We start from the raw sequence: 18,470 nt of genomic DNA on the forward strand, positions 1-18,470 counted from the left end.
GGGTACGTACGTTCCCATGAGGCTCCACAGCGCTGTGCCGACCGCGACCTACCGGCTCCAGCTCCAGCCGGCCTTCCCCTTCCGGGCGGCCGAGGAGGCCGTGCCGTACCTGGCCTCCCTCGGGGTGTCCCACCTGCACCTGTCGCCCGTCCTGGAGGCCGTCCCCGGCTCCACGCACGGCTACGACGTCGTCGACCACTCGGCCGTGCGGGCCGAGCTCGGCGGCGAGGAGGGCCTGCGGTCCCTGGCCCGCACCGCCCGGGAGCACGGGATGGGCCTGATCCTCGACATCGTCCCGAACCACATGGCCCTGCCCGCGCCCGCGACGCTCAACGGCCCGCTCTGGGAGGTCCTGCGGGACGGCCCCGCCTCGCGCTACGCGCGCTGGTTCGACATCGACTGGGCCGAGCACGGCGGCAAGGTCCTGCTGCCCGTGCTGGCCGGCCCGCTCGGCGGGGAGCTGCGCCACTTCAGCGTCGCGGGGCGCTCGGACCGTTCGGGGCGCGTCCTGCGCTACCGCGACCACGCCTTCCCGCTGCGGCCCGGCACGGAGCGGCTGCCGCTGCCCGACCTGCTGGACGCTCAGTGGTACCGGCCCGCCTGGTGGCGGCTGGCCCGCACGGAGCTGAACTACCGGCGCTTCTTCACCGTCTCCGAGCTGATCGCGGTCCGCGTGGAGGACCCGGAGGTCTTCGCCGCCACCCACGGCAAGGTGGTGCAGCTGCTGCAGGAGGGGGTGGCCGACGGGCTGCGCGTCGACCACCCGGACGGGCTCGCCGACCCCGCCGGCTACCTCCACCGCCTCGCCGGGGCCACGGACGGCCGGTGGACGGTCGTCGAGAAGATCCTCGGCCGCGACGAGCGGCTGCCCGGCGACTGGCCCGTCGCCGGGACCACCGGCTACGACGCCCTGCGCCACCTCGACGGCCTCTTCGTCGACCCCGCGGGCGCCGCCGAACTGGGGACCCGCTACCGCGCCTTCACCGGCCTGCCGCCCGACCGCGGCGGCGACTGGCCCGCGACCGTGCGCCGCGCCGCGTACAAGGTGATCACCCACGAACTGGCCGCGGAGACCGAGCGGCTGGTGCGCACCGCCGGCCGGATCTGCGAGGGCGCGCACCGGCTGCGCGACACCGCGCCCTGGGCCCTGCGCACCGCCCTGCGCGAGATCCTCGTCCGGCTGCCCGTCTACCGGCCCTACGCGGTGCCCGGGCGGCCCCCGGCCCCGATCGACGCGGCCCTGCTCGACCGGGCCGCCCAGGACGCGCGCGGCGCCTTCGCCGTGCCCGAGGAGGCCTGCGCGGCAGAGGTCGTCCGGGACGCGGCGCTCGGCCGCCTGGGGCAGGGGCCGGACCAGCGGGACTTCTGCGCGCGGTTCGCGCAGACCGCCTCCGCGCTGCGCGCCAAGTCCGTCGAGGACACCGCCTTCTACCGGCACGCGCCCCTGCTGTCGGCATCGGAGGTCGGCGGCGACCCCGGCCGGCCCGCCGTCTCCCCGGAGGACTTCCACGCCTACTGCACCCGCCTGCAGCACGACTGGCCGGCGACCGGGACGGTGCTGTCCACGCACGACACCAAGCGCAGCGCCGACGTGCGGGCCCGGATCGCGGCGCTGAGCGAGTGCCCCGGCCGGTGGGCGGACCTGATGGACCGGCTGGCGGCCGCGGCCGCCGAGCCCTGCGCGCCCGACCCGCACGTGGCGTGGCTGGCCTGGCAGAGCGCCTTCGGGCTCGGCCCGGCGGACCCTGCGGACGCCGGCCGGCTCGCGCAGGCCGTGCTGAAGAGCGTGCGCGAGGCGGGGCTGCGCACGACGTGGACCGAGCCGGACGCGGCCTACGAGGCGGCCGTGGAGGCCTTCGTGGCGGCGCACGCCTGCGGCCCGGCCCGCACCGCCCTCGCGCCCCTGGAGGAGGCCCTGCAGCCGTCCGTGCGGGCCAACACGCTCGGTGCGGCCCTGCTGCACCTCACCATGCCGGGCGTGCCCGACCTCTACATGGGCACGGAGCGCGCCTACGCCGCCCTGGTCGACCCCGACAACCGGCGCCCGCCCGCCTTCCCGGAGACCGTCGCTGCAGGGGGAGTCGGCGGCGACCTGTCCGCCGAGAAGCTGCACCTGACGCGCACCGCGCTGGGGCTGCGCCGCTCGCACCCCGAGTGGTTCGGCCCCGGCTCCTCGTACGAGCCGCTGGCCGCCGACGGCCCGGCCGCCGGGCACTGCGTGGCCTTCGCGCGCTCCGGCGCCGCGGTCACCGTCGTCTCGCGGCTGCACGGGCGGCTGGTGCAGGACGGGGGCCTGCGGGGGACGGTGCTGCCGCTGCGGGGCGGCGGCCGGTGGCGCGAGGTGCTGACGGGCGCCTCGTACGAGGCGCCCGTGGCCCTGGCGGAGCTGCTGGAGCGCTGTCCCGTGGCGCTGCTCGTACGGGACTGAGCGCCGGGCCGCGCCCCTCGCAGGGCGCGGTCCCCCGCACGGCGGGCTTCAGCCGGTGCCCGGGAACGCCAGCTCGCGGCAGAGCTCGACGAAGGCCGCGGTGGTGCCGGTGAGCTCCACGCGCGCGAAGGCGGTCTGCTCGCGGCGCCAGCGCGGGTCGACGGGGACGGTCACCGCGCCGGGCACGTCGCGCGCCATGTGCACGGGGGCGGCGACCAGGCCCAGTCCGGACACCGCCATCCGTACGGCGGTCGAGGAGTGTTCCGTCCAGACGGCCGTACGGGGGACGAAGCCGCCCTGCTCGCAGACCCAGTCGAGCCAGCGCTTGCCGTGCACGACCGGTTCGAGGGCGCAGCGCACCCAGTCGCGCCCGGCCAGCTCGGGCAGCGTGAGGGGTTCCGTACGGGCCGCGAGCGGGTCCCCCGCCGAGGTGATCACCATGACCTCCTCGTCGCCGAGGGAGACGACGGGGCCGTGCCAGGCCTCGGGGCGGGGGCCGACGGCGATGTCGGCCACGCCGCGCTCCATGTGGTCGCGCAGCTCCTCGGTGGTCGCGTACTCGTGCAGGTGGAGGCGGACGGCGGGGAAGGCGCGGCGCCAGCGCGCGAAGACGGGCGGCAGCACCCCGACCGCGAGGGCGTGCAGGGAGGCGATGTGCAGCTCGCCGCCGGCCGCTCCGGCGGCGGCCTTCGCCGCCCGGCGGGCCTGTTCGGCGCTGCGGACGGCGAGTTCGGCGTGGGGCAGGAAGGCGCGGCCCATCGGCGTCAGGCCGATGCCGCGCGGGCGGCGCTCCAGCAGCGGTCCGCCGACGTCCCGTTCCAGGGCCTTGATCTGGTGGGAGAGGGCGGACTGGGTCACGTTGAGCAGGTCGGCCGCGCGGGTGAACGACTCCTCCTCGACCACCGCGACGAGGTACTCCATCTGCCGCAGGCTCATGCCCGGCCCTCCCGTGACCCCATGACCTCTGTTCATGGGGTCGATCGAAACGTTGCGTTGGACTCATAATCCCTGACGGCGCAGGGTGAAGACATGCACGAAACAGATGTGATCGTGATCGGTGGCGGCACCGGCGGCTACAGCACCGCCCTGCGGGCCGCAGCGCTGGGCCTCGACGTCGTCCTCGCGGAACGCGACCTGGTGGGCGGCACGTGTCTGCACCGCGGCTGCATACCCAGCAAGGCGATGCTGCACGCGGCGGAGCTGGTGGACGGCATCGCGGAGGCGCGCGAGCGGTGGGGGGTGAAGGCGACCCTGGAGTCGGTCGACTGGTCCGCGCTCACCGCGACCCGCGACGACATCGTCGCCCGCAACCACCGGGGTGTGGAGGGGCATCTGGCGCACGCAGGCGTGCGCGTGGTGCGGGGGACCGCGACGCTGACGGGCCCGCGGACGGTGCGGATCGGCTCGGGCCCCGAGGCAGGTGCCGCGTGGACGGCCCGGCGGGGCGTCGTGCTGGCCACCGGTTCCCGGCCGCGCACCCTGCCGGGCCTGGAGCCCGACGGGGCGCGCGTGGTCACCAGCGACGACGCCCTGTTCGCGCCGGGGCTGCCCGGCTCGGTGCTCGTGCTGGGCGGGGGCGCCATCGGTGTCGAGTACGCCTCCCTGCACCGCTCCATGGGCGCCGAGGTGACGCTCGTGGAGGCGGCGGAGCGGCTGCTGCCGCTGGAGGACGCCGACGTGAGCCGGTACCTGACGCGGGGTCTGAAGAAGCGGGGCATCGACGTCCTGGCGGGCGCGCGGCTGGAGGACGCCGTCGTCCACGAGGGCGGGGTGCGGGCCACGCTCCGCACCGCCCGCGGAGAGGTGCGCACGCTGGAGGCGGAGCGGCTGCTGGTGGCCGTGGGCCGGGTGCCGGTCACCGACGGCCTCGGCCTGGCGGCGGCCGGGCTCGCCACCGACGCCCGCGGCTTCGTCCCCCCGGCCGACTGGTCGCGCCTGGAGACGGCCGTACCGGGCGTCCACGTCGTCGGCGACCTGCTGCCGCCGCCCTCCCCCGGCCTGGCCCACGCCTCCTTCGCGGAGGGGCTGCTGGTCGCCGAGACCCTCGCCGGGCGTACGCCGCGGCCGGTCGACTACGCCGCCGTGCCGCGCGTCACGTACTCCGGTCCGCAGACGGCCTCCGTCGGCCTGACGGAGGACGAGGCGCGCGAGCGCGGGCACGACGCCGAGGTCAACTCGATGCCGCTGACGGCCGTGGCCAAGGGCATGGTGCACGGTCAGGGCGGCGTGGTGAAGGTCGTCGCCGAGAAGGGCGGCGGCCGGGTGCTCGGCGTCCACCTGGTGGGCCCGCACGTCTCGGAGATGATCGCGGAGAGCCAGCTGGTCGTCGGCTGGGACGCGGACACGGCCGACGTCGCCCAGCACGTCCACCCGCACCCGACGCTGTCGGAGGCGGTGGGCGAGGTGATGCTGTCGCTGGCCGGGCGCGGGCTGCACCAGATCTGAGCGAAGCCGGTGTCCGCGGGAAAGCGGCATCCGCGAGAAATCGGTGGACGGACGGGGGTCGCATGGGCCTTCCTAGGCGGTGCGCATCCAGCGCAACGGCCTCTCCGGAAGGACCCCATGACCCAGCTGGTCATCCGTGCGCTCACCGAGCGCGACACCGAACTGTTCTCGGCCCTCGACGTGCCCGCCCTCGTCGGCAAGGGCGCCTTCGGCCACACCTACGTACCCGTGCACCGGGGCGGGGAGTACCGCCCCGACTGGACCTGGGTGGCGCTGCGCGACGGTGAGGTCGTCGCCCGCGCCGCCTGGTGGGGCGGGCCCGGCGACGAGACCCCCAAGGCCCTGGACTGGTTCGACTTCGCCGAGGGCGAGGAGGAGGCGGCCACCCGCCTGCTGCGCATCTCTCCCCTGCGCTCCGAGTACGCCCTGATGGCCCCGCCCGGCTGGCGGGAGATGCCGGAAGTCCGGGCCGCCGTGGAGGCGCGCGTCGCGGTGGCCGAGGCCGCCGGGATGCAGGTGCTGGTCGAGCGCTTCCGCTACGAGTGGACCACCGGCTGCCCGCTGCCCGAGCGCCCCGGCCGGCTGGTCTTCCGCCCCGAGCCCGACGACGCCGTCATCCGCGACGTGCTGGGCCGCACCATGGAGGACACGCTCGACGCGCACGACCGCAAGAACGTCGCCGAACTCGGCCTGGAAGCCGCCGTCGACGACGCCATGGCCTTCCTCACCTGGCTGCCCTCGCCCCGGGAGTGGTGGCGGCTCGCCTTCACGCCCAGCGGCGAACTGGTCGGCCTGCACATCCCCGCGCACAACCCCGCCGGGCCGTGCGTGGGCTACCTCGGCGTCGTCGCCGGGCAGCGCGGCCGCGGCTACGGCTACGACCTGCTCGTGGAGTGCACGCACGACCTGGTGTCCCGGGGCGCCACGCGCATCGCGGCCGCCACCGACCAGGGCAACCTGCCGATGGCGGCGGGCTTCGCGAAGGCGGGCTACCCCGTCCTGCAGGAGCGGATCGACCTGCTTCCGGCCCGCGGGGCCTGACCACGGGGCACCATGGACAGCACTGCCGTCGGGAAGGAGCCGCCCGTGCTGTTCGAGGTGTGGGCGCCGCGGGCCGGCCGGGTGCAGCTGCACGCCGGCGGCCGGGCGCACGCGATGGAGCGGGACCCGGCCCGGGACGGCTGGTGGCGCTGCGAGGCCCCCGGCGGGGAGGGCACCCGCTACGGATTCGCCCTGGACGGCGGCCCCGTGCGGCCCGACCCGCGCTCGCGCCGGCAGCCCGACGGGCCCGACGGGCCGAGCGCCGTCACCGACCCCGGGCGCTTCCCGTGGCGGCAGGAGTGGGCGGGCCGCCCGCTGCCCGGCGCCGTCCTCTACGAGCTGCACGTGGGCACGTTCACCCGCGAGGGCACCTTCGACGCCGCGGCCGCGCGCCTGCCGCACCTCGCCGCGCTGGGCGTCACCCACGTGGAGCTGATGCCCGTCTGCCCCTTCCCCGGCACGCACGGCTGGGGGTACGAGGGCGTGTCGCCGTGGGCCGTCCACGAGCCCTACGGCGGGCCCGCGGGGCTGTGCCGGTTCGTGGACGCGGCGCACGCCCTCGGCCTCGGCGTCGTCCTGGACGTGGTGCACAACCACCTCGGCCCCTCCGGCAACCACCTGCCCGCCTTCGGGCCGTACTTCACCGACACCCACCACACGCCGTGGGGCGCCGCCGTCAACCTGGATGCCCCCGGCTCCGACGAGGTGCGCGCGTACCTGACGGGCAGTGCGCTGGCCTGGCTGCGCGACTACCGGCTGGACGGGCTGCGGCTGGACGCCGTGCACGCCCTCGCGGACACCCGGCCCAAGCACTTCCTCGCCGAGCTCTCCGGCGCCGTGGACGCCCTGGCCGCCCGGCTGGGCCGGCCGCTGTTCCTCGTCGCCGAGTCCGACCTGAACGACCCGGCCACCACCACGCCGCGCGAGGCGGGCGGCCTGGGCCTGCACGCCCAGTGGAACGACGACTTCCACCACGCCCTGCACACCGTCCTGACCGGCGAGTCCCAGGGCTACTACGCCGACTTCGCCGCCGACCCCGCCGCGGCGCTCGGCAAGACGCTGCGGGGCGGCTTCTTCCACGACGGCACGCACTCCTCCTTCCGCGGGCGCCCGCACGGCCGGCCCCTCGCCCCGGGCACCCCGGCCCGGCGCCTCCTGGGCTACGCCCAGAACCACGACCAGATCGGCAACCGCGCCCTGGGCGACCGGCTCTCCGCCCGCCTCTCCCCCGGGCTGCTGGCCTGCGCCGCGGCGCTCGTCCTCGGCGGGCCGTTCACCCCGATGCTGTTCATGGGCGAGGAGTGGGGGGCGCGCACCCCCTGGCAGTTCTTCACCGACCACACCGACCCGCAGCTGGCCGAGGCGGTCCGCACCGGCCGCCGGCGCGAGTTCGCCGCGCACGGCTGGGCCGCGGAGGAGATCCCCGACCCGCAGGACCCGGCCACCCGCGCCCGCTCCTGCCTGGACTGGGACGAGCCGGAACGCGAGCCGCACCGCGCCCTGCTGGAGTGGCACCGCCGCCTGATCGCCCTGCGCCGCGCCGCACCCGGCTCCGGCCCGCTCTCCGCCACGGCGGTCACCGTGGGCCCCGGCGGCACGGCCGTCCTGCGCCGCGGCAGCCTGTGCACGGCCGTCAACCCGACGGACGGGCCCGCGGCGCTGCCCCTGGGCGACGCCGCCGTGCGCGAGGTCCTGGCCGCCTGGCAACCGGTCGGCCTCCCCGGCCCGGACGGCCTGCTGCACCTGCCGCCCGCCTCGGCGGCCGTGCTGCGGTGCGGCTGACCGCCGCGCCTGCGTTGCGGCGGGGCGGGGCCGGAGAGACGCTGAGGGTGGGCGCATCCGCGCCTCAGTGAGCGCGGAGCCGGAGCGCCGGGCGCGGTGGGTCGCCCCGAGGGGACGATGAGCCATGCGCATGATGCTCAGGGCCCGGCTGGACACCCACGCTTCGAACGAGGCCTACAAGCGTGGCGATCTGCCGAAGTTCGTGCAGGACCTGATGGACCGGACCAAGCCCGAAGCCGCCTACTTCGGCCCCATGGACGGCGGCCGCACCTGCACGCTCGTCTTCGACCTGGCGGACCCGTCGCAGATACCCGCCACGCTGGAGTCGCTCCTGCTGGAGATGGAAGCCGACGTCGAGCTGCTTCCCGTCATGAACTACGACGACCTGAAGAAGGGCCTCGCCGAGCGCAAGTGAGGCGGCGGCCGCGGCCCTCCCGCGGTCTCAGTCCCCCGCCGGCTCCAGGCGCAGGGCGATGGAGTTGATGCAGTAGCGCTGGTCGGTGGGGGTGGGATAGCCCTCGCCCGCGAAGACGTGGCCGAGGTGGGAGCCGCAGCGGGCGCAGCGGACCTCGGTGCGGACCATGCCGTGCGAGCGGTCGTCGATCAGCTCGACGGCGGAGGAGTCCTTCGGGTCGTAGAAGCTGGGCCAGCCGCAGTGGCTCTCGAACTTTTCCGTGGAGCGGAACAGCTCCGCGCCGCAGGCGCGGCAGGAGTAGACGCCCGCAGTCCTGGTGTCGGTGTACTCGCCCCGGAAGGCGGGTTCGGTGCCGGCCTTGCGGAGCACCTGGTACTCCGCGGGGGAGAGCTCCGCCCGCCACTGCTCGTCCGTCTTCTCGACCTCGTACGCCATCTCGCACGCCTTCCGGGGGTCGCGGCTGTCCGCCGGTGCGGTCAGCTCTCCAGGCGGGCCAGGATGCGCGGACCGAGGTCCGTCACGTCACCGGCGCCCATGGTCAGAACGAGGTCCCCGGGGCGGGCCATTCCCGCGACCACGTCCGGGATCGCCGCCATGTCGTGCTCGGCGCGCACGTCGGCGCCGGCGGCCGCCGCGGCGTCGATGATCAGGGCGCTGGTGACGCCCGGGACCGGGTCCTCGCGGGCCGGGTAGATGTCCAGGACGACCGAGGCGTCGGCGAGGGCGAGGGCCTGGCCCATCTCGGTGCCGAGCTCCTGGGTGCGGGAGAACAGGTGCGGCTGGAAGACGACGAGGATGCGCGAGCCGGCGCCGACCGCACCGCGGATCGCCTCCAGGTCGGCGGTCATCTCGGTGGGGTGGTGCGCGTAGGAGTCGATGACCTGCACGCCGTTCGCCTCGCCCTTGAGCTGGAGGCGGCGCTTGACGCCGGTGTACTTGCCGAGCGCCGAGGCGAGGTTGTGCACGGGGATGCCGAGCGCGACGCCCGCGGCGAGGGCCGCGACGGCGTTGTGCGCGTAGTGGCTGCCGGGCACGGAGACGGTGAAGGTCAGCATCTTGCCGTTCAGCAGGACGGTGACCTCGCTGGTCAGGCCGCGCGGGTTGACCTTGAGGACGCGGACGTCGGCGTCCTCGGCGGTGCCGTAGGTGACGACCTCGATGTCGTAGCGGCCCGACACCCGCTCGGTCAGCTCGCGGGCGCCCGCCTGGTCGGCGGAGACCACGAGCGTGCCGCCGGGGCGGATCCGGCCGACGAAGGTGTCGAAGGACTCGTAGATCTCGTCCATCGACGCGTAGTTCGCGTGGTGGTCCAGCTCCACGTTGAGGATGATCGCGACCTCGGGCGCGTACTTGTGGAAGCTGCGGTCGCTCTCGTCCGCCTCCGCCACGAAGATCTCGCCGGCGCCGTGGCGCGCGTTGGAGCCGGGGGCGTCCAGGTCGCCGCCGATGGCGTACGACGGGTCGAGGCCCAGGGCGTCGAGGGAGACGGCGAGCATCGACGTCGTGGTCGTCTTGCCGTGCGTGCCGGCGACCGCGATCGGGCGCAGGCCGTCCATCAGGCCCGCGAGGGCGTCCGAGCGGTGCACGACGGGGATGCCGCGCTCGGCGGCGGCCGCGAGCTCGGGGTTGTCGGCGCGGATGGCGCTGGAGACGACGACGCAGGTGGCGTCCTCGGCCAGGTGCTCGGCGGCGTGCCCGATGTGCACCGTGGCGCCCAGGGCGCGCAGGGCCTCGGCGGTCGCGGAGTCCTTGGCGTCGCTGCCGGCGACGGCCGCGCCGCGCTGCGCGAGGATCTTCGCGATGCCCGACATGCCGGCGCCGCCGATGCCGATGAAGTGCGGTCGGTCCATCGTCGTGGGGACGGCCGGTGCCATGTGCGGATCTCCCTGGGGTCGGGGACTGGAAAACGACTCACCGCGATTCTTGCACCCCGCGACGGCGGCCCGGGCCGCCCCCGTCACACCGGCCGGATGAGCCCTCCCGCCAGCCCCGCCGCGATGGCGGCCGTGCGGCTGTCCACGCCGAGCTTGCCGTAGATGTGCACGAGGTGGGTCTTGACCGTGGCCTCGCTGATGAACAGACGGCGCGAGATCTGCTTGTTGGCCAGGCCCTCGGCGAGGAGGCCGAGGATCTCGGTCTCGCGCGGCGACAGCGCCGGGCGGCCCGACCGCACGCGGCCGAGCAGGCGCGCGGCGACGGGCGGCGCGAGGACCGTCTCGCCGCGGGCGGAGGCCTGGACGGCCGCGGCGACGTCCTCGGGCGGGGCGTCCTTGAGGAGGTAGCCGGTCGCCCCCGCCTCGACGGCGGCCAGGATGTCGGCGTCGGTGCTGTACGTGGTGAGGATCAGCACGGCGGGCGGGTCCGGCAGGGCGGTGATGCGGCGGGTGGCCTCGACGCCGTGCATGCCGGCGCCCATCTGCAGGTCCATGAGGACGACGTCGGGGCGGGTGCCGGCGTCGAGCAGCCGCAGGGCCTCGGCGCCGTCGCCGGCCTCGCCGACGGCCTCCACGTCGGGGAGCTCGTCGACCATGGCGCGCAGCCCGCGCCGGACGACGGGATGGTCGTCGACGATCAGGACGCGGACGGGCTCGCGGACGGCGCCTTCCGGGTGTGCGGGCCCGCTCATGCCGCGGCCCCCTTCGTGCCGGCGGCCGGTCCGGCGCCGCCGGATTGCGCCGCCGTGGCGGATCGCCGTAGCGGCGCAGGATCGGGCTCGGCCGCGTCCCGGGGCCGGGACCCGGGACCCACCGGCACCGCCGCGGCGATCACCGTGCCCTCGCCGGGGGCGGACTCGACGGTGAGGGTGCCGCCGAGGGCGGCGATGCGTTCGCGCATGCCGTGCAGGCCGAAGGTCCGGCGTCCGTCGGCGGGGCCGTCCCCGGGGGTGAAGCCGATGCCGTCGTCGTAGACGTCGAGGGTCACCTGGCCGTCGAGGAAGGCGATGGTGACGGCGGTGCGCTCGGCGTGCGCGTGGCGGGCGACGTTGGCGAGCGCCTCCTGGGTGAGGCGCAGCAGGGCGACCTCGGTCTCCATGGGGAGGGCGCAGGGGTCGCCGTCGAGGCGGAAGACGGCCCCCGGGACCGTCCGCTCGGTCACGCGGCGCAGCGCCTCGGGCAGCGGCGCCTCCTCCAGGGCGGGCGGGGTGAGGGCCCGGACGAAGCGGCGAGCCTCGGCGAGGTTGTCGGCGGCGGTCCGCCCGGCCTCCCGCATCCGGGCGCGGGCCGCCTCCGGGCTCGCGGTCTCCGCGGCGCGGGCGAGGAGGACGATGCTGGACAGGCCCTGGGCGAGCGTGTCGTGGATCTCGCGGGCGAGGCGCTGGCGCTCGGCGAGCCGTCCGGCCTCGCGCTGGGCGGCGGCGAGCTCGTCGCGGGTGTGCAGGAGGTCGTCGATGAGCTGCTGGCGCTTGCGGCTCTCCCGGTAGAGCGCGGCGTAGCCGTAGCCGGTCAGGATCGCGACGACGGCGCCGGCGACGGGGCCGATCACCTTGGCGGCGGTGAGGCCTCCGGGGGCGCCGGCCTGGGCGGCCACGACGGCGGCGGTGGCCGCGGCGACGGCGGGGTGCGCCCAGCGGACCGGCATGGCGTGCAGGAAGAGGAAGAAGAGCGGGAAGGCGACGTAGCTGAAGCCGTGGTCCAGGGCCAGGAGCAGCAGCCACAGCGCGGTGACGGCGGCGAGCCAGGGGCCGGGGCGCCGGGCGCTGCGGACGATGCCGAGCCCGTGGACGGCGGCGAGGACGGCGGCGGGCGGGAGCACGGCCACGGGGGCCGTCCCGGCCAGGGCGGGGCCGGCGGCGATGGCGAGCAGCACGTAGAACGCCCCGTGCACCGCGAGCCGGACCAGCCGCAGGGAGGGCATCTCCGCCCCGCTGCCGGCGGCGAGGGCGGGCCGGACGGGCACGCGCGCGTGCCCGGGCGCGGTCTCGGGTGCGGGGAGGCTCGTTCGGCTCACCCGATCGAGCGTACGGGCCCGCGCCCGGGGCACCCGGCCCCGCAACCCTCAACCGTTCGATTGATTTTCGGGTGCACCGGACGTACGGGGTGCGGACCCGTCCTTGCCCTGATGGCGGCGGGGCGCCCGCGCGGGAGCGTGGAGGGGTCCTGACAGAGCCCGGGAGGGGTCCTTGTTCGTCGCGCTCCGTGACATCCGTTTCGCCCGGGGGCGGTTCGCCCTGATGGGTGCGGTCGTCACCCTCATCACCACGCTCGTGGTCTTCCTCTACGGCCTGACCGACGGCCTGGCGCGGGAGGCGTCGTCGGCCGTTGCGGGACTGCCCGCCGGCCGGATCGTCTTCGCCGCGCCCGCCGGGGCCGCGCCGGAGGTCTCGTTCTCGAACAGCTCGGTGGACGCCGGGCAGCTGCGGGCCTGGCGGGAGGCCCCGGGCGTCACGTCCGCCGAACCGTTCGGCGTGGCGATGACCCGGCTGACGGCGGGCGGCAAGGCGTCGTCGGTGAGCGTGTTCGGCACGCCGGACCGGCTGCGGCCGCCGCTCGTCTCCGGCTCCGCCCCGGACGGCCGCGGGGTGGCGGTGAGCGAGCGGCTGGCGCGCGGGACGGGGGTGCGCACGGGCGACCGCGTCACCCTCGGTACCGAGGAACTGACCGTCTCGGGCATCACCGCCGACCGCAGCCACGGCCACGCCCCGAGCGTGTGGACCACGCTGCCCGCCTGGCACCGCGTGAGTCACCAGGCGCAGCCGACCGCGCTGGCCGTGGACGGCGGCGGGCGGCCGGACGGGCCCGCCGCGCGGACCACGAAGGCGGCCGGCGTCGGCGCGGCGCTGGACGGCATCGACGGGTACGCGGCCGAGCACGGCACCCTGCGGATGATCCAGGGGTTCCTGTTCGTGGTGAGCGCCCTGGTCGTGGGCGCCTTCTTCACGGTGTGGACGGTGCAGCGCAGGCCCGACGTCGCGGTGCTCAAGGCCGTGGGCGCGAGCAGCGCCTATCTGGTGCGGGACGCCCTCGGGCAGGCGGCGGTCGTGCTGGCCGCCGGGGCCGCGCTCGGCGCCGCGGCGGGCGCGGCCGGCGGAGCGCTGGCGTCGTCCTCGGTGCCGTTCGAGCTGGGTGCGGCGACCGTCGCCGTGCCGGTGGCGGCGATGGTGCTGCTGGGGCTGGCCGGCTCCGCGCTCGCCGTGCGCCGCATCACGTCCGTCGATCCGCTGACCGCCCTGGGAGCCTCCCGTTGAGCACCGCGCCCGTTCCGCGACCCGTTCCGTCCGCCGCTCCGTCACCCGTTCTGTCGCTGGAGGCCGTCGGCCTCACCTATCCGGACGGCGACCGCAGGCTGACCGCCCTCGACGCGGTGTCCCTGGAGGTGGCGCCCGGGGAGCTCGTGGCCGTCGCGGGGCCCTCGGGCTCCGGGAAGTCGAGCCTGCTCGCGGTGGCGGCGACGCTCCTGCGCCCGGACACGGGCCGCGTGACCGTGGCGGGCCGGGACACCGCGCGGATGAGCGCCCGGGCCCGTACGGCGCTGCGCCGGGAGCGGATCGGCATCGTCTTCCAGCAGGCGAACCTGCTGCCGTCGCTGACCGCCGAGGAGCAGCTGCTGGCCGTGGAGCACGTGCGGGGCGGGAGCGTGCGGGGCGCCCGGGCGCGGGTGGCGGGGCTGCTGGAGTCGGTGGGTCTGGACGCGGCGAAGCGGCGCCGCCGCCCGCACCAGCTGTCGGGCGGCGAGCGCCAGCGGGTGAACATCGCCCGGGCGCTGTCCGGCGGCCCGTCCGTCCTGCTGGTGGACGAGCCGACGTCGGCGCTGGACCGGGAGCGCGGCGAGCAGGTCGTGGAGCTGCTCGCCGAGGTGACGCGGGCGCACCGGACGGCGACGGTGCTGGTCACGCACGACCGGGAGCTGCTCGGCCGGGCGGACCGGGTGCTCACCATGGCCGACGGCCGGCTGCGCTGATCCACCGGGCCAGGACCTGCTGACCCGCGACCCGCTGACCCGCCTGCCGGCCCAGGACCTGCCGACCCGGGACCCGCTGACCCGGCGCCCGGGTCACTGCTCCTGCACGTCGCCCAGGGCGTAGTCCTCTTCGTCGTTGTGCGCGTAGAGCTTGAGCACGGGCACGCCGACCTTGTGCCGGGCCCGGGAGGCCCAGTCGCGGTGGAAGAACTCCTCCACCAGGTGCGGCGCCGTCAGCACGATCACCTCGTCGGCGTGGGTCTGCTCGACCACGGACCGCAGCAGGTCCAGCGGGTGGCCCTCGATGAGCTGCCCGACGGCCTCGCAGCCCGCGTCCCGGAGGCTGCGGAGCGAGTGCTCCAGGGCGAGGGCGGCCGGGCGGACGGCCTGCTCGCCCTCGGGCTCGTCGGCCTCGTGCACGGCCCGTTCCAGCTCGCCGAGGGCGACGTCGTCGATGGCCCGGAGGAGCCGGTCCTCGGCGCCTCTGGGCTGCATGAGGACCACGAAGGACATCTGGTCGTCGTGGAGGGTGGTGACGAAGTCGACGTCGGTGGCGGACAGCGGCTGCTCGATCATCAATACGCTCGTGAACACGGTGGAAGCCCTTCTCCTTCGTGGGCCACCGGCCCAACGGCCAAAAGAAACCATCCTGCGTGCCCCCTGGGCCCGCCTGTTCCGATCATGTGCCCCCTGGGGAGCGTCCGATTCAATTCTGCCCACCGACGGCTAACCGGAACGGGATATTCCGCCGATTGTCAGATCCTGTGGTACCTGCTGAAGAGAAATCCTGCCTCTTCGAGGAGCGAAGCGAGGACGAATCGTTCCGGCAGGGGCATGTCGGGGCCGTTCACGATCCGGGCCGCGGTGCCCCCGGCGACCATCGGGGCGAGCGTCAGGCACAGCTCGTCCAGCACCCCGGCCGCCGCGAACTGTCCCAGCAGCCGCGGGCCGCCCTCGGTGAGCAGCCTGGTCAGCCCGCGTTCCGCCAGCACCTGCGGCACCCGCTCCGGGTCCACCCGGCGCCCCTCGCCCGCCACGAGCACCTCGGCCCCGGCCTCGCGCGCCGCGGCGACCCGGTCCCCGGGCGCGTCCTCGCCCGTCAGCACGAGGGTGGGCACCAGGGGCTCGGTGAAGAGCGGAAGGGAGAAGTCCAGGTCGAGCCCCGCACTGACGACCGCGATCGCCGGCGCGGGCCCCTGGCCGAGCGCCGCCCGGCGCGCCGCGAAGGCCTCCCGGGCCCGCGCGGGCCGGTAGCCCTCCTGCCGTACGGTCTCCGCGCCCACGACGACGGCGTCGGCGAGCCCGCGCAGCGTCCCGAAGATGCGCATGTCGGCGTCGGAGGACAGCGGCTGCGAGCGCCCGTCGTGGTGGGCCGCGCCGTCCAGCGAGGAGACCATGTTCGCGCGCAGCCAGGCGTGGCGGGCCGGGCCCGGCTCCTCCGGGTAGGCGTAGACCTCGGCCAGTTCGTCCAGCTCCCAGGTCCGGTCCTCCTGCGCGGAGGCGCGGGCCGGGGCCGAAGGAGAGGTCGAAAGGGAGGGAGAGGCGGAGGAGCTGGAGGAGGCGGGGGATTCGAGCGGGAACAGGCGTCGCATAGGCCGCAGTGTGACATGCCTCGCTCTTCCGGCGGCCGGCAGCCGGGGGACAGCGGCTAGGCTGGAGAGCTGTGTCAGCCACCACCGCCTCCGCTTCCGGCGCAGCCGCCTCGCCGGCCCCGTCGGCCCTGTCCGACGCCCCGGGCCCGATATCCGGCGCCGGTACCGGCTCCCCCGTCGCGCTCACCTCGCGCGCCCCGCACGTGCCGGCCGACCGCCTGGTCGCCGAGATGGTGCCGCCCCCGCGCTTCGGCACGGTGCGCTTCGACAACTACATACCGGCGCCCGACCAGCCCAGCCAGGCCGAGGCCGTCCAGGTCCTCGGCGGCTTCGCGGCCGGCCTCGGCGCAGCCCCCGGCGGCGGGCGCAAGCGCTGGTTCCGGCGCGAGGCGAAGCCGGCCGCCCCGGCCGGCCCCCGCGGCGTCTACCTCGACGGCGGGTACGGCGTCGGCAAGACCCACCTGCTGGCCTCCCTGTGGCACGCCACCCCGGCCGCCCCGGAGCAGAAGGCCTTCGGCACCTTCGTGGAGCTGACCAACCTCGTCGGCGCCCTGGGCTTCCAGCAGACCGTCCGCACCCTGAGCGACCACCGCCTCCTGTGCATCGACGAGTTCGAGCTCGACGACCCCGGTGACACCGTCCTCGTCTCCACCCTGCTGGGCAAGCTGGTGGAGGCGGGCGTCGCGCTCGCCGCGACCTCCAACACACTGCCGGGCAAGCTCGGCGAGGGCCGCTTCGCCGCCGCCGACTTCCTGCGCGAGATACAGGGGCTGTCCGCCCACTTCCGCCCCCTGCGCATCGACGGCGAGGACTACCGCCACCGCGGCCTGCCGCAGGCCCCCGCCCCGTACGACGACGACACCGTCACCCGTACGGCTGAAACGACCGAGGGCGCGTCGCTCGACGCCTTCCCCGCCCTGCTGGACCACCTCTCCAAGGTCCACCCCAGCCGCTACGGCGCGATGTGCGACTCCCTGCGGGCCGTGTGCCTGACCGGCGTCGAGCCGGTGCCGGACCAGTCCACGGCCCTGCGCCTGGTCGTCCTGGCCGACCGGCTCTACGACCGCGAGATACCGGTCCTCGCCTCCGGACGGCCGTTCGACGAGCTGTTCAGCGAGGAGATGCTGAACGGCGGCTACCGCAAGAAGTACTTCCGGGCGATATCCCGCCTCACCGCGCTCGCCCGCGACGCGAAGCAGCTCGTCGAACCGCAGCAGCCGCAGCCGTAACCGCAGCCGTGGGAGTGCGGGCGGCCCGGAAGCGGAGCCGCCCGCCCGGCACGCTCCACAAGCGGTGAGCCCGCCCCTCGCGCGCCCTCGCGCCAGCGCCTACGGCCCCCCGCCCGGTGCGCCCGCGAGCCGCCGCGGCGGGGCTGCCGTGCGGCGGCCCGGAGAGGGAGGGTGTGTTCGGGCCCGGCACCCGGGCTCTCCGCCACCGCCACCGCCAGGAGCGCACCCATGGCCGTCATCGTCACCTTCGACGTCCCCGACGGGGGACAGGACCTCTACGAAGCCGTCATCGGCCGCATCACCGGCGGGCAGGGCTTCACCCGCCTCGCCGACATCCCCGCCGCCGGGCTCATCGCCCACCTCGCCGGCCCCCTGGAGGGCGGAGGCTGGCGGGTGACCGACGTCTGGGAGTCCCCCGAGGCGCTGGAGGCCTGGGCCAAGACCCTCGGCCCCGTCCTCGCCGACCTCGGCCACGCCGGCCTGCAGCCCGTCATCACCCCGGCGCACAACGTCGTCATCGCCTGACGACCTGCGGGCGCGAGGGCCCCGCGCACCGGGCATGCGGTGCGGCATACAGTGCCGATGTGATCCCCATCCCCCGTCGCCGGCCGGCCCGTCACGCCTTCGCGCCCGCACTCGCCGCACTGCTCTGCCTGCCCCTCGCCGCGTGCGGCGGCGGCAGCTCCGACGCGGCCGGGCGCACCAGGAACCCGCCGTCCCCGCGGACTTCGGCCCCGGCGCCGCAGCCGCCCTCCGCGGAGTCGCCCTCCGTACGGTCGTCGGCCGCGCCCACGCTCCCTGCGGGCCCCGGCGGCACCACCCCCGTCTTCTCCCACGGCAGGCGCGACGGCGCCAAGCGCGTCGCGCTCACCTTCGACGCCGACATGACGGCCGATCAGGACAGGCGCGCCGCACGCGGGGAGCCGTTCGACAACCCGCAGCTGATCACCACGCTGCGGCGGCTGAAGGCCCCCGCCACCGTCTTCATGACCGGCAAGTGGGCCGAGCAGTACCCCGACCAGGCCAGGTCCATCGGCAGCGACCCGCTCTTCGAGGTGGCCGACCACTCCTACAGCCACCACGCCTTCTCCACCCCCTGCTACGGCCTGCCCACCGTCGCGCGCGGCACCGCCCGCCAGGACGTGGAGCGCGCCTTCGCCGCCTTCCGGAAGGCCGGAGTGGAGCGCATCGTGCCGTACTTCCGCTTCCCCGGGGGCTGTTACGACGAGGCGGTCCTGCGCGAGATCGCCCCGGCGAAGGTGACCGCCGTGCAGTGGGACGTGGTCAGCGGGGACGCCTTCGCCAAGAAGGCCGGCCCCGTCGCGGACCAGGTGCTGGCGCAGGTGAAGCCCGGCTCCGTCGTGGTGATGCACTGCACGCGCAGCGCCGCGCCCGCCACCGAGGAGGCGATCCGGCGCATCGTGCCGGAACTGCGGGCCCGCGGCTACGAGCTCGTCCGGGTCTCGGACCTCATCGCCGGGGGCTGACCGTCAGCCCGAGCACGCCGTGCGCTGGGCCTCCTGCCACTCGCAGACGGGGCACAGCGTGATGCCGGGGCGGTCGGCGGGGTACTCGGTGGGCTTCGCGCACTGCACGCAGTCCGCGAACGCCTCGTCGTCGTGGTCGCTCATGCCCCCATC

General features: G+C 75.7%; 18 protein-coding genes. 10 read left to right on the forward strand and 8 right to left on the reverse strand.

Annotated features, from left to right (window positions below; all coding sequences use genetic code 11):
• Window positions 1–16 precede the first annotated feature (16 nt).
• On the forward strand, window positions 17–2,428 hold the full coding sequence (gene treY, locus ACFPP6_RS13930; RefSeq protein WP_382041083.1) for a malto-oligosyltrehalose synthase: 2,412 nt from the start codon (window positions 17–19) through the stop codon (window positions 2,426–2,428).
• A gap of 48 nt (window positions 2,429–2,476) precedes the next feature.
• Here the strand turns inward: treY and ACFPP6_RS13935 are convergent, their stop codons facing one another.
• Window positions 2,477–3,364, reverse strand: a complete 888-nt coding sequence (locus tag ACFPP6_RS13935; RefSeq protein ID WP_382041086.1) for a LysR family transcriptional regulator — start codon at window positions 3,362–3,364, stop codon at window positions 2,477–2,479.
• 93 nt (window positions 3,365–3,457) lie between these two features.
• On the opposite strand from ACFPP6_RS13935, the gene lpdA reads away from it, so the two are divergent.
• The 4 genes from lpdA (at window position 3,458) to ACFPP6_RS13955 (ending at window position 8,111) form a co-directional block, all read left to right on the forward strand.
• Window positions 3,458–4,873, forward strand: coding sequence for a dihydrolipoyl dehydrogenase (lpdA, locus tag ACFPP6_RS13940; protein WP_382041089.1), 1,416 nt, complete (start codon window positions 3,458–3,460; stop codon window positions 4,871–4,873).
• 117 nt (window positions 4,874–4,990) lie between these two features.
• Entirely contained in the window at window positions 4,991–5,914 is a 924-nt protein-coding gene (locus tag ACFPP6_RS13945; RefSeq protein WP_382041092.1) for a GNAT family protein, read from the forward strand.
• A 45-nt stretch (window positions 5,915–5,959) separates the two neighbouring features.
• A complete protein-coding gene (gene treZ / locus ACFPP6_RS13950) occupies window positions 5,960–7,696 on the forward strand; it encodes a malto-oligosyltrehalose trehalohydrolase (RefSeq protein WP_382041773.1) in 1,737 nt (578 codons plus the stop codon).
• Window positions 7,697–7,820: 124 nt separating this feature from the next.
• Window positions 7,821–8,111 carry a hypothetical protein gene (locus ACFPP6_RS13955; protein ID WP_382041094.1) on the forward strand — a complete coding sequence of 97 codons (291 nt, stop codon included), beginning with the start codon at window positions 7,821–7,823 and terminating at the stop codon, window positions 8,109–8,111.
• Between the two features lie 27 nt (window positions 8,112–8,138).
• Here ACFPP6_RS13955 and msrB read toward each other — a convergent pair whose 3' ends face one another.
• The 4 genes from msrB to ACFPP6_RS13975 all read right to left on the reverse strand — a co-directional run bounded on the left by msrB (window position 8,139) and on the right by ACFPP6_RS13975 (window position 11,966).
• Entirely contained in the window at window positions 8,139–8,546 is a 408-nt protein-coding gene (gene msrB / locus ACFPP6_RS13960) for a peptide-methionine (R)-S-oxide reductase MsrB (RefSeq protein ID WP_382041097.1), read from the reverse strand.
• 41 nt (window positions 8,547–8,587) lie between these two features.
• Window positions 8,588–9,985, reverse strand: coding sequence for a UDP-N-acetylmuramate--L-alanine ligase (gene murC / locus ACFPP6_RS13965; RefSeq protein ID WP_382041099.1), 1,398 nt, complete (start codon window positions 9,983–9,985; stop codon window positions 8,588–8,590).
• Window positions 9,986–10,068: 83 nt separating this feature from the next.
• Window positions 10,069–10,737 carry a response regulator gene (locus ACFPP6_RS13970; protein WP_382041102.1) on the reverse strand — a complete coding sequence of 223 codons (669 nt, stop codon included), beginning with the start codon at window positions 10,735–10,737 and terminating at the stop codon, window positions 10,069–10,071.
• Window positions 10,734–11,966, reverse strand: coding sequence for a sensor histidine kinase (locus ACFPP6_RS13975; protein WP_417801537.1), 1,233 nt, complete (start codon window positions 11,964–11,966; stop codon window positions 10,734–10,736). The genes ACFPP6_RS13970 and ACFPP6_RS13975 overlap by 4 nt, the downstream gene beginning before the upstream one ends.
• 265 nt (window positions 11,967–12,231) lie before the next feature.
• Between ACFPP6_RS13975 and ACFPP6_RS13980 the strand changes: the two genes are divergently transcribed.
• Both ACFPP6_RS13980 and ACFPP6_RS13985 read left to right on the forward strand, forming a co-directional pair.
• On the forward strand, window positions 12,232–13,296 hold the full coding sequence (locus ACFPP6_RS13980; protein WP_382041106.1) for an FtsX-like permease family protein: 1,065 nt from the start codon (window positions 12,232–12,234) through the stop codon (window positions 13,294–13,296).
• Window positions 13,293–14,009, forward strand: coding sequence for an ABC transporter ATP-binding protein (locus ACFPP6_RS13985; RefSeq protein ID WP_382041109.1), 717 nt, complete (start codon window positions 13,293–13,295; stop codon window positions 14,007–14,009). Before ACFPP6_RS13980 ends, ACFPP6_RS13985 begins: the two co-directional genes overlap by 4 nt.
• Before the next feature lie 93 nt (window positions 14,010–14,102).
• Here ACFPP6_RS13985 and ACFPP6_RS13990 read toward each other — a convergent pair whose 3' ends face one another.
• A complete protein-coding gene (locus tag ACFPP6_RS13990; protein WP_382041111.1) occupies window positions 14,103–14,603 on the reverse strand; it encodes an indole-3-glycerol phosphate synthase in 501 nt (166 codons plus the stop codon).
• A gap of 161 nt (window positions 14,604–14,764) precedes the next feature.
• Complete coding sequence (locus ACFPP6_RS13995; RefSeq protein ID WP_382041114.1) at window positions 14,765–15,601, reverse strand: pyrimidine reductase family protein; 837 nt, start codon at window positions 15,599–15,601, stop codon at window positions 14,765–14,767.
• Window positions 15,602–15,729: 128 nt separating this feature from the next.
• On the opposite strand from ACFPP6_RS13995, the gene zapE reads away from it, so the two are divergent.
• From zapE to ACFPP6_RS14010, 3 genes are all read left to right on the forward strand, one after another.
• Window positions 15,730–16,830: a cell division protein ZapE gene (gene zapE, locus ACFPP6_RS14000; RefSeq protein WP_382041776.1), complete on the forward strand. Its 1,101-nt coding sequence runs from the start codon at window positions 15,730–15,732 to the stop codon at window positions 16,828–16,830.
• 228 nt (window positions 16,831–17,058) lie between these two features.
• Window positions 17,059–17,355: an antibiotic biosynthesis monooxygenase family protein gene (locus ACFPP6_RS14005; RefSeq protein WP_382041117.1), complete on the forward strand. Its 297-nt coding sequence runs from the start codon at window positions 17,059–17,061 to the stop codon at window positions 17,353–17,355.
• A 59-nt stretch (window positions 17,356–17,414) separates the two neighbouring features.
• Window positions 17,415–18,317: a polysaccharide deacetylase family protein gene (locus ACFPP6_RS14010; protein WP_382041120.1), complete on the forward strand. Its 903-nt coding sequence runs from the start codon at window positions 17,415–17,417 to the stop codon at window positions 18,315–18,317.
• Between the two features lie 3 nt (window positions 18,318–18,320).
• Here ACFPP6_RS14010 and ACFPP6_RS14015 read toward each other — a convergent pair whose 3' ends face one another.
• Window positions 18,321–18,461, reverse strand: coding sequence for a hypothetical protein (locus ACFPP6_RS14015; RefSeq protein ID WP_173864732.1), 141 nt, complete (start codon window positions 18,459–18,461; stop codon window positions 18,321–18,323).
• Between the last annotated feature and the right edge of the window lie 9 nt (window positions 18,462–18,470).

Origin of the sequence: Streptomyces aureoversilis, assembly GCF_042657885.1 — a bacterium.
GTDB classification, from domain to species: domain Bacteria; phylum Actinomycetota; class Actinomycetes; order Streptomycetales; family Streptomycetaceae; genus Streptomyces; species Streptomyces aureoversilis.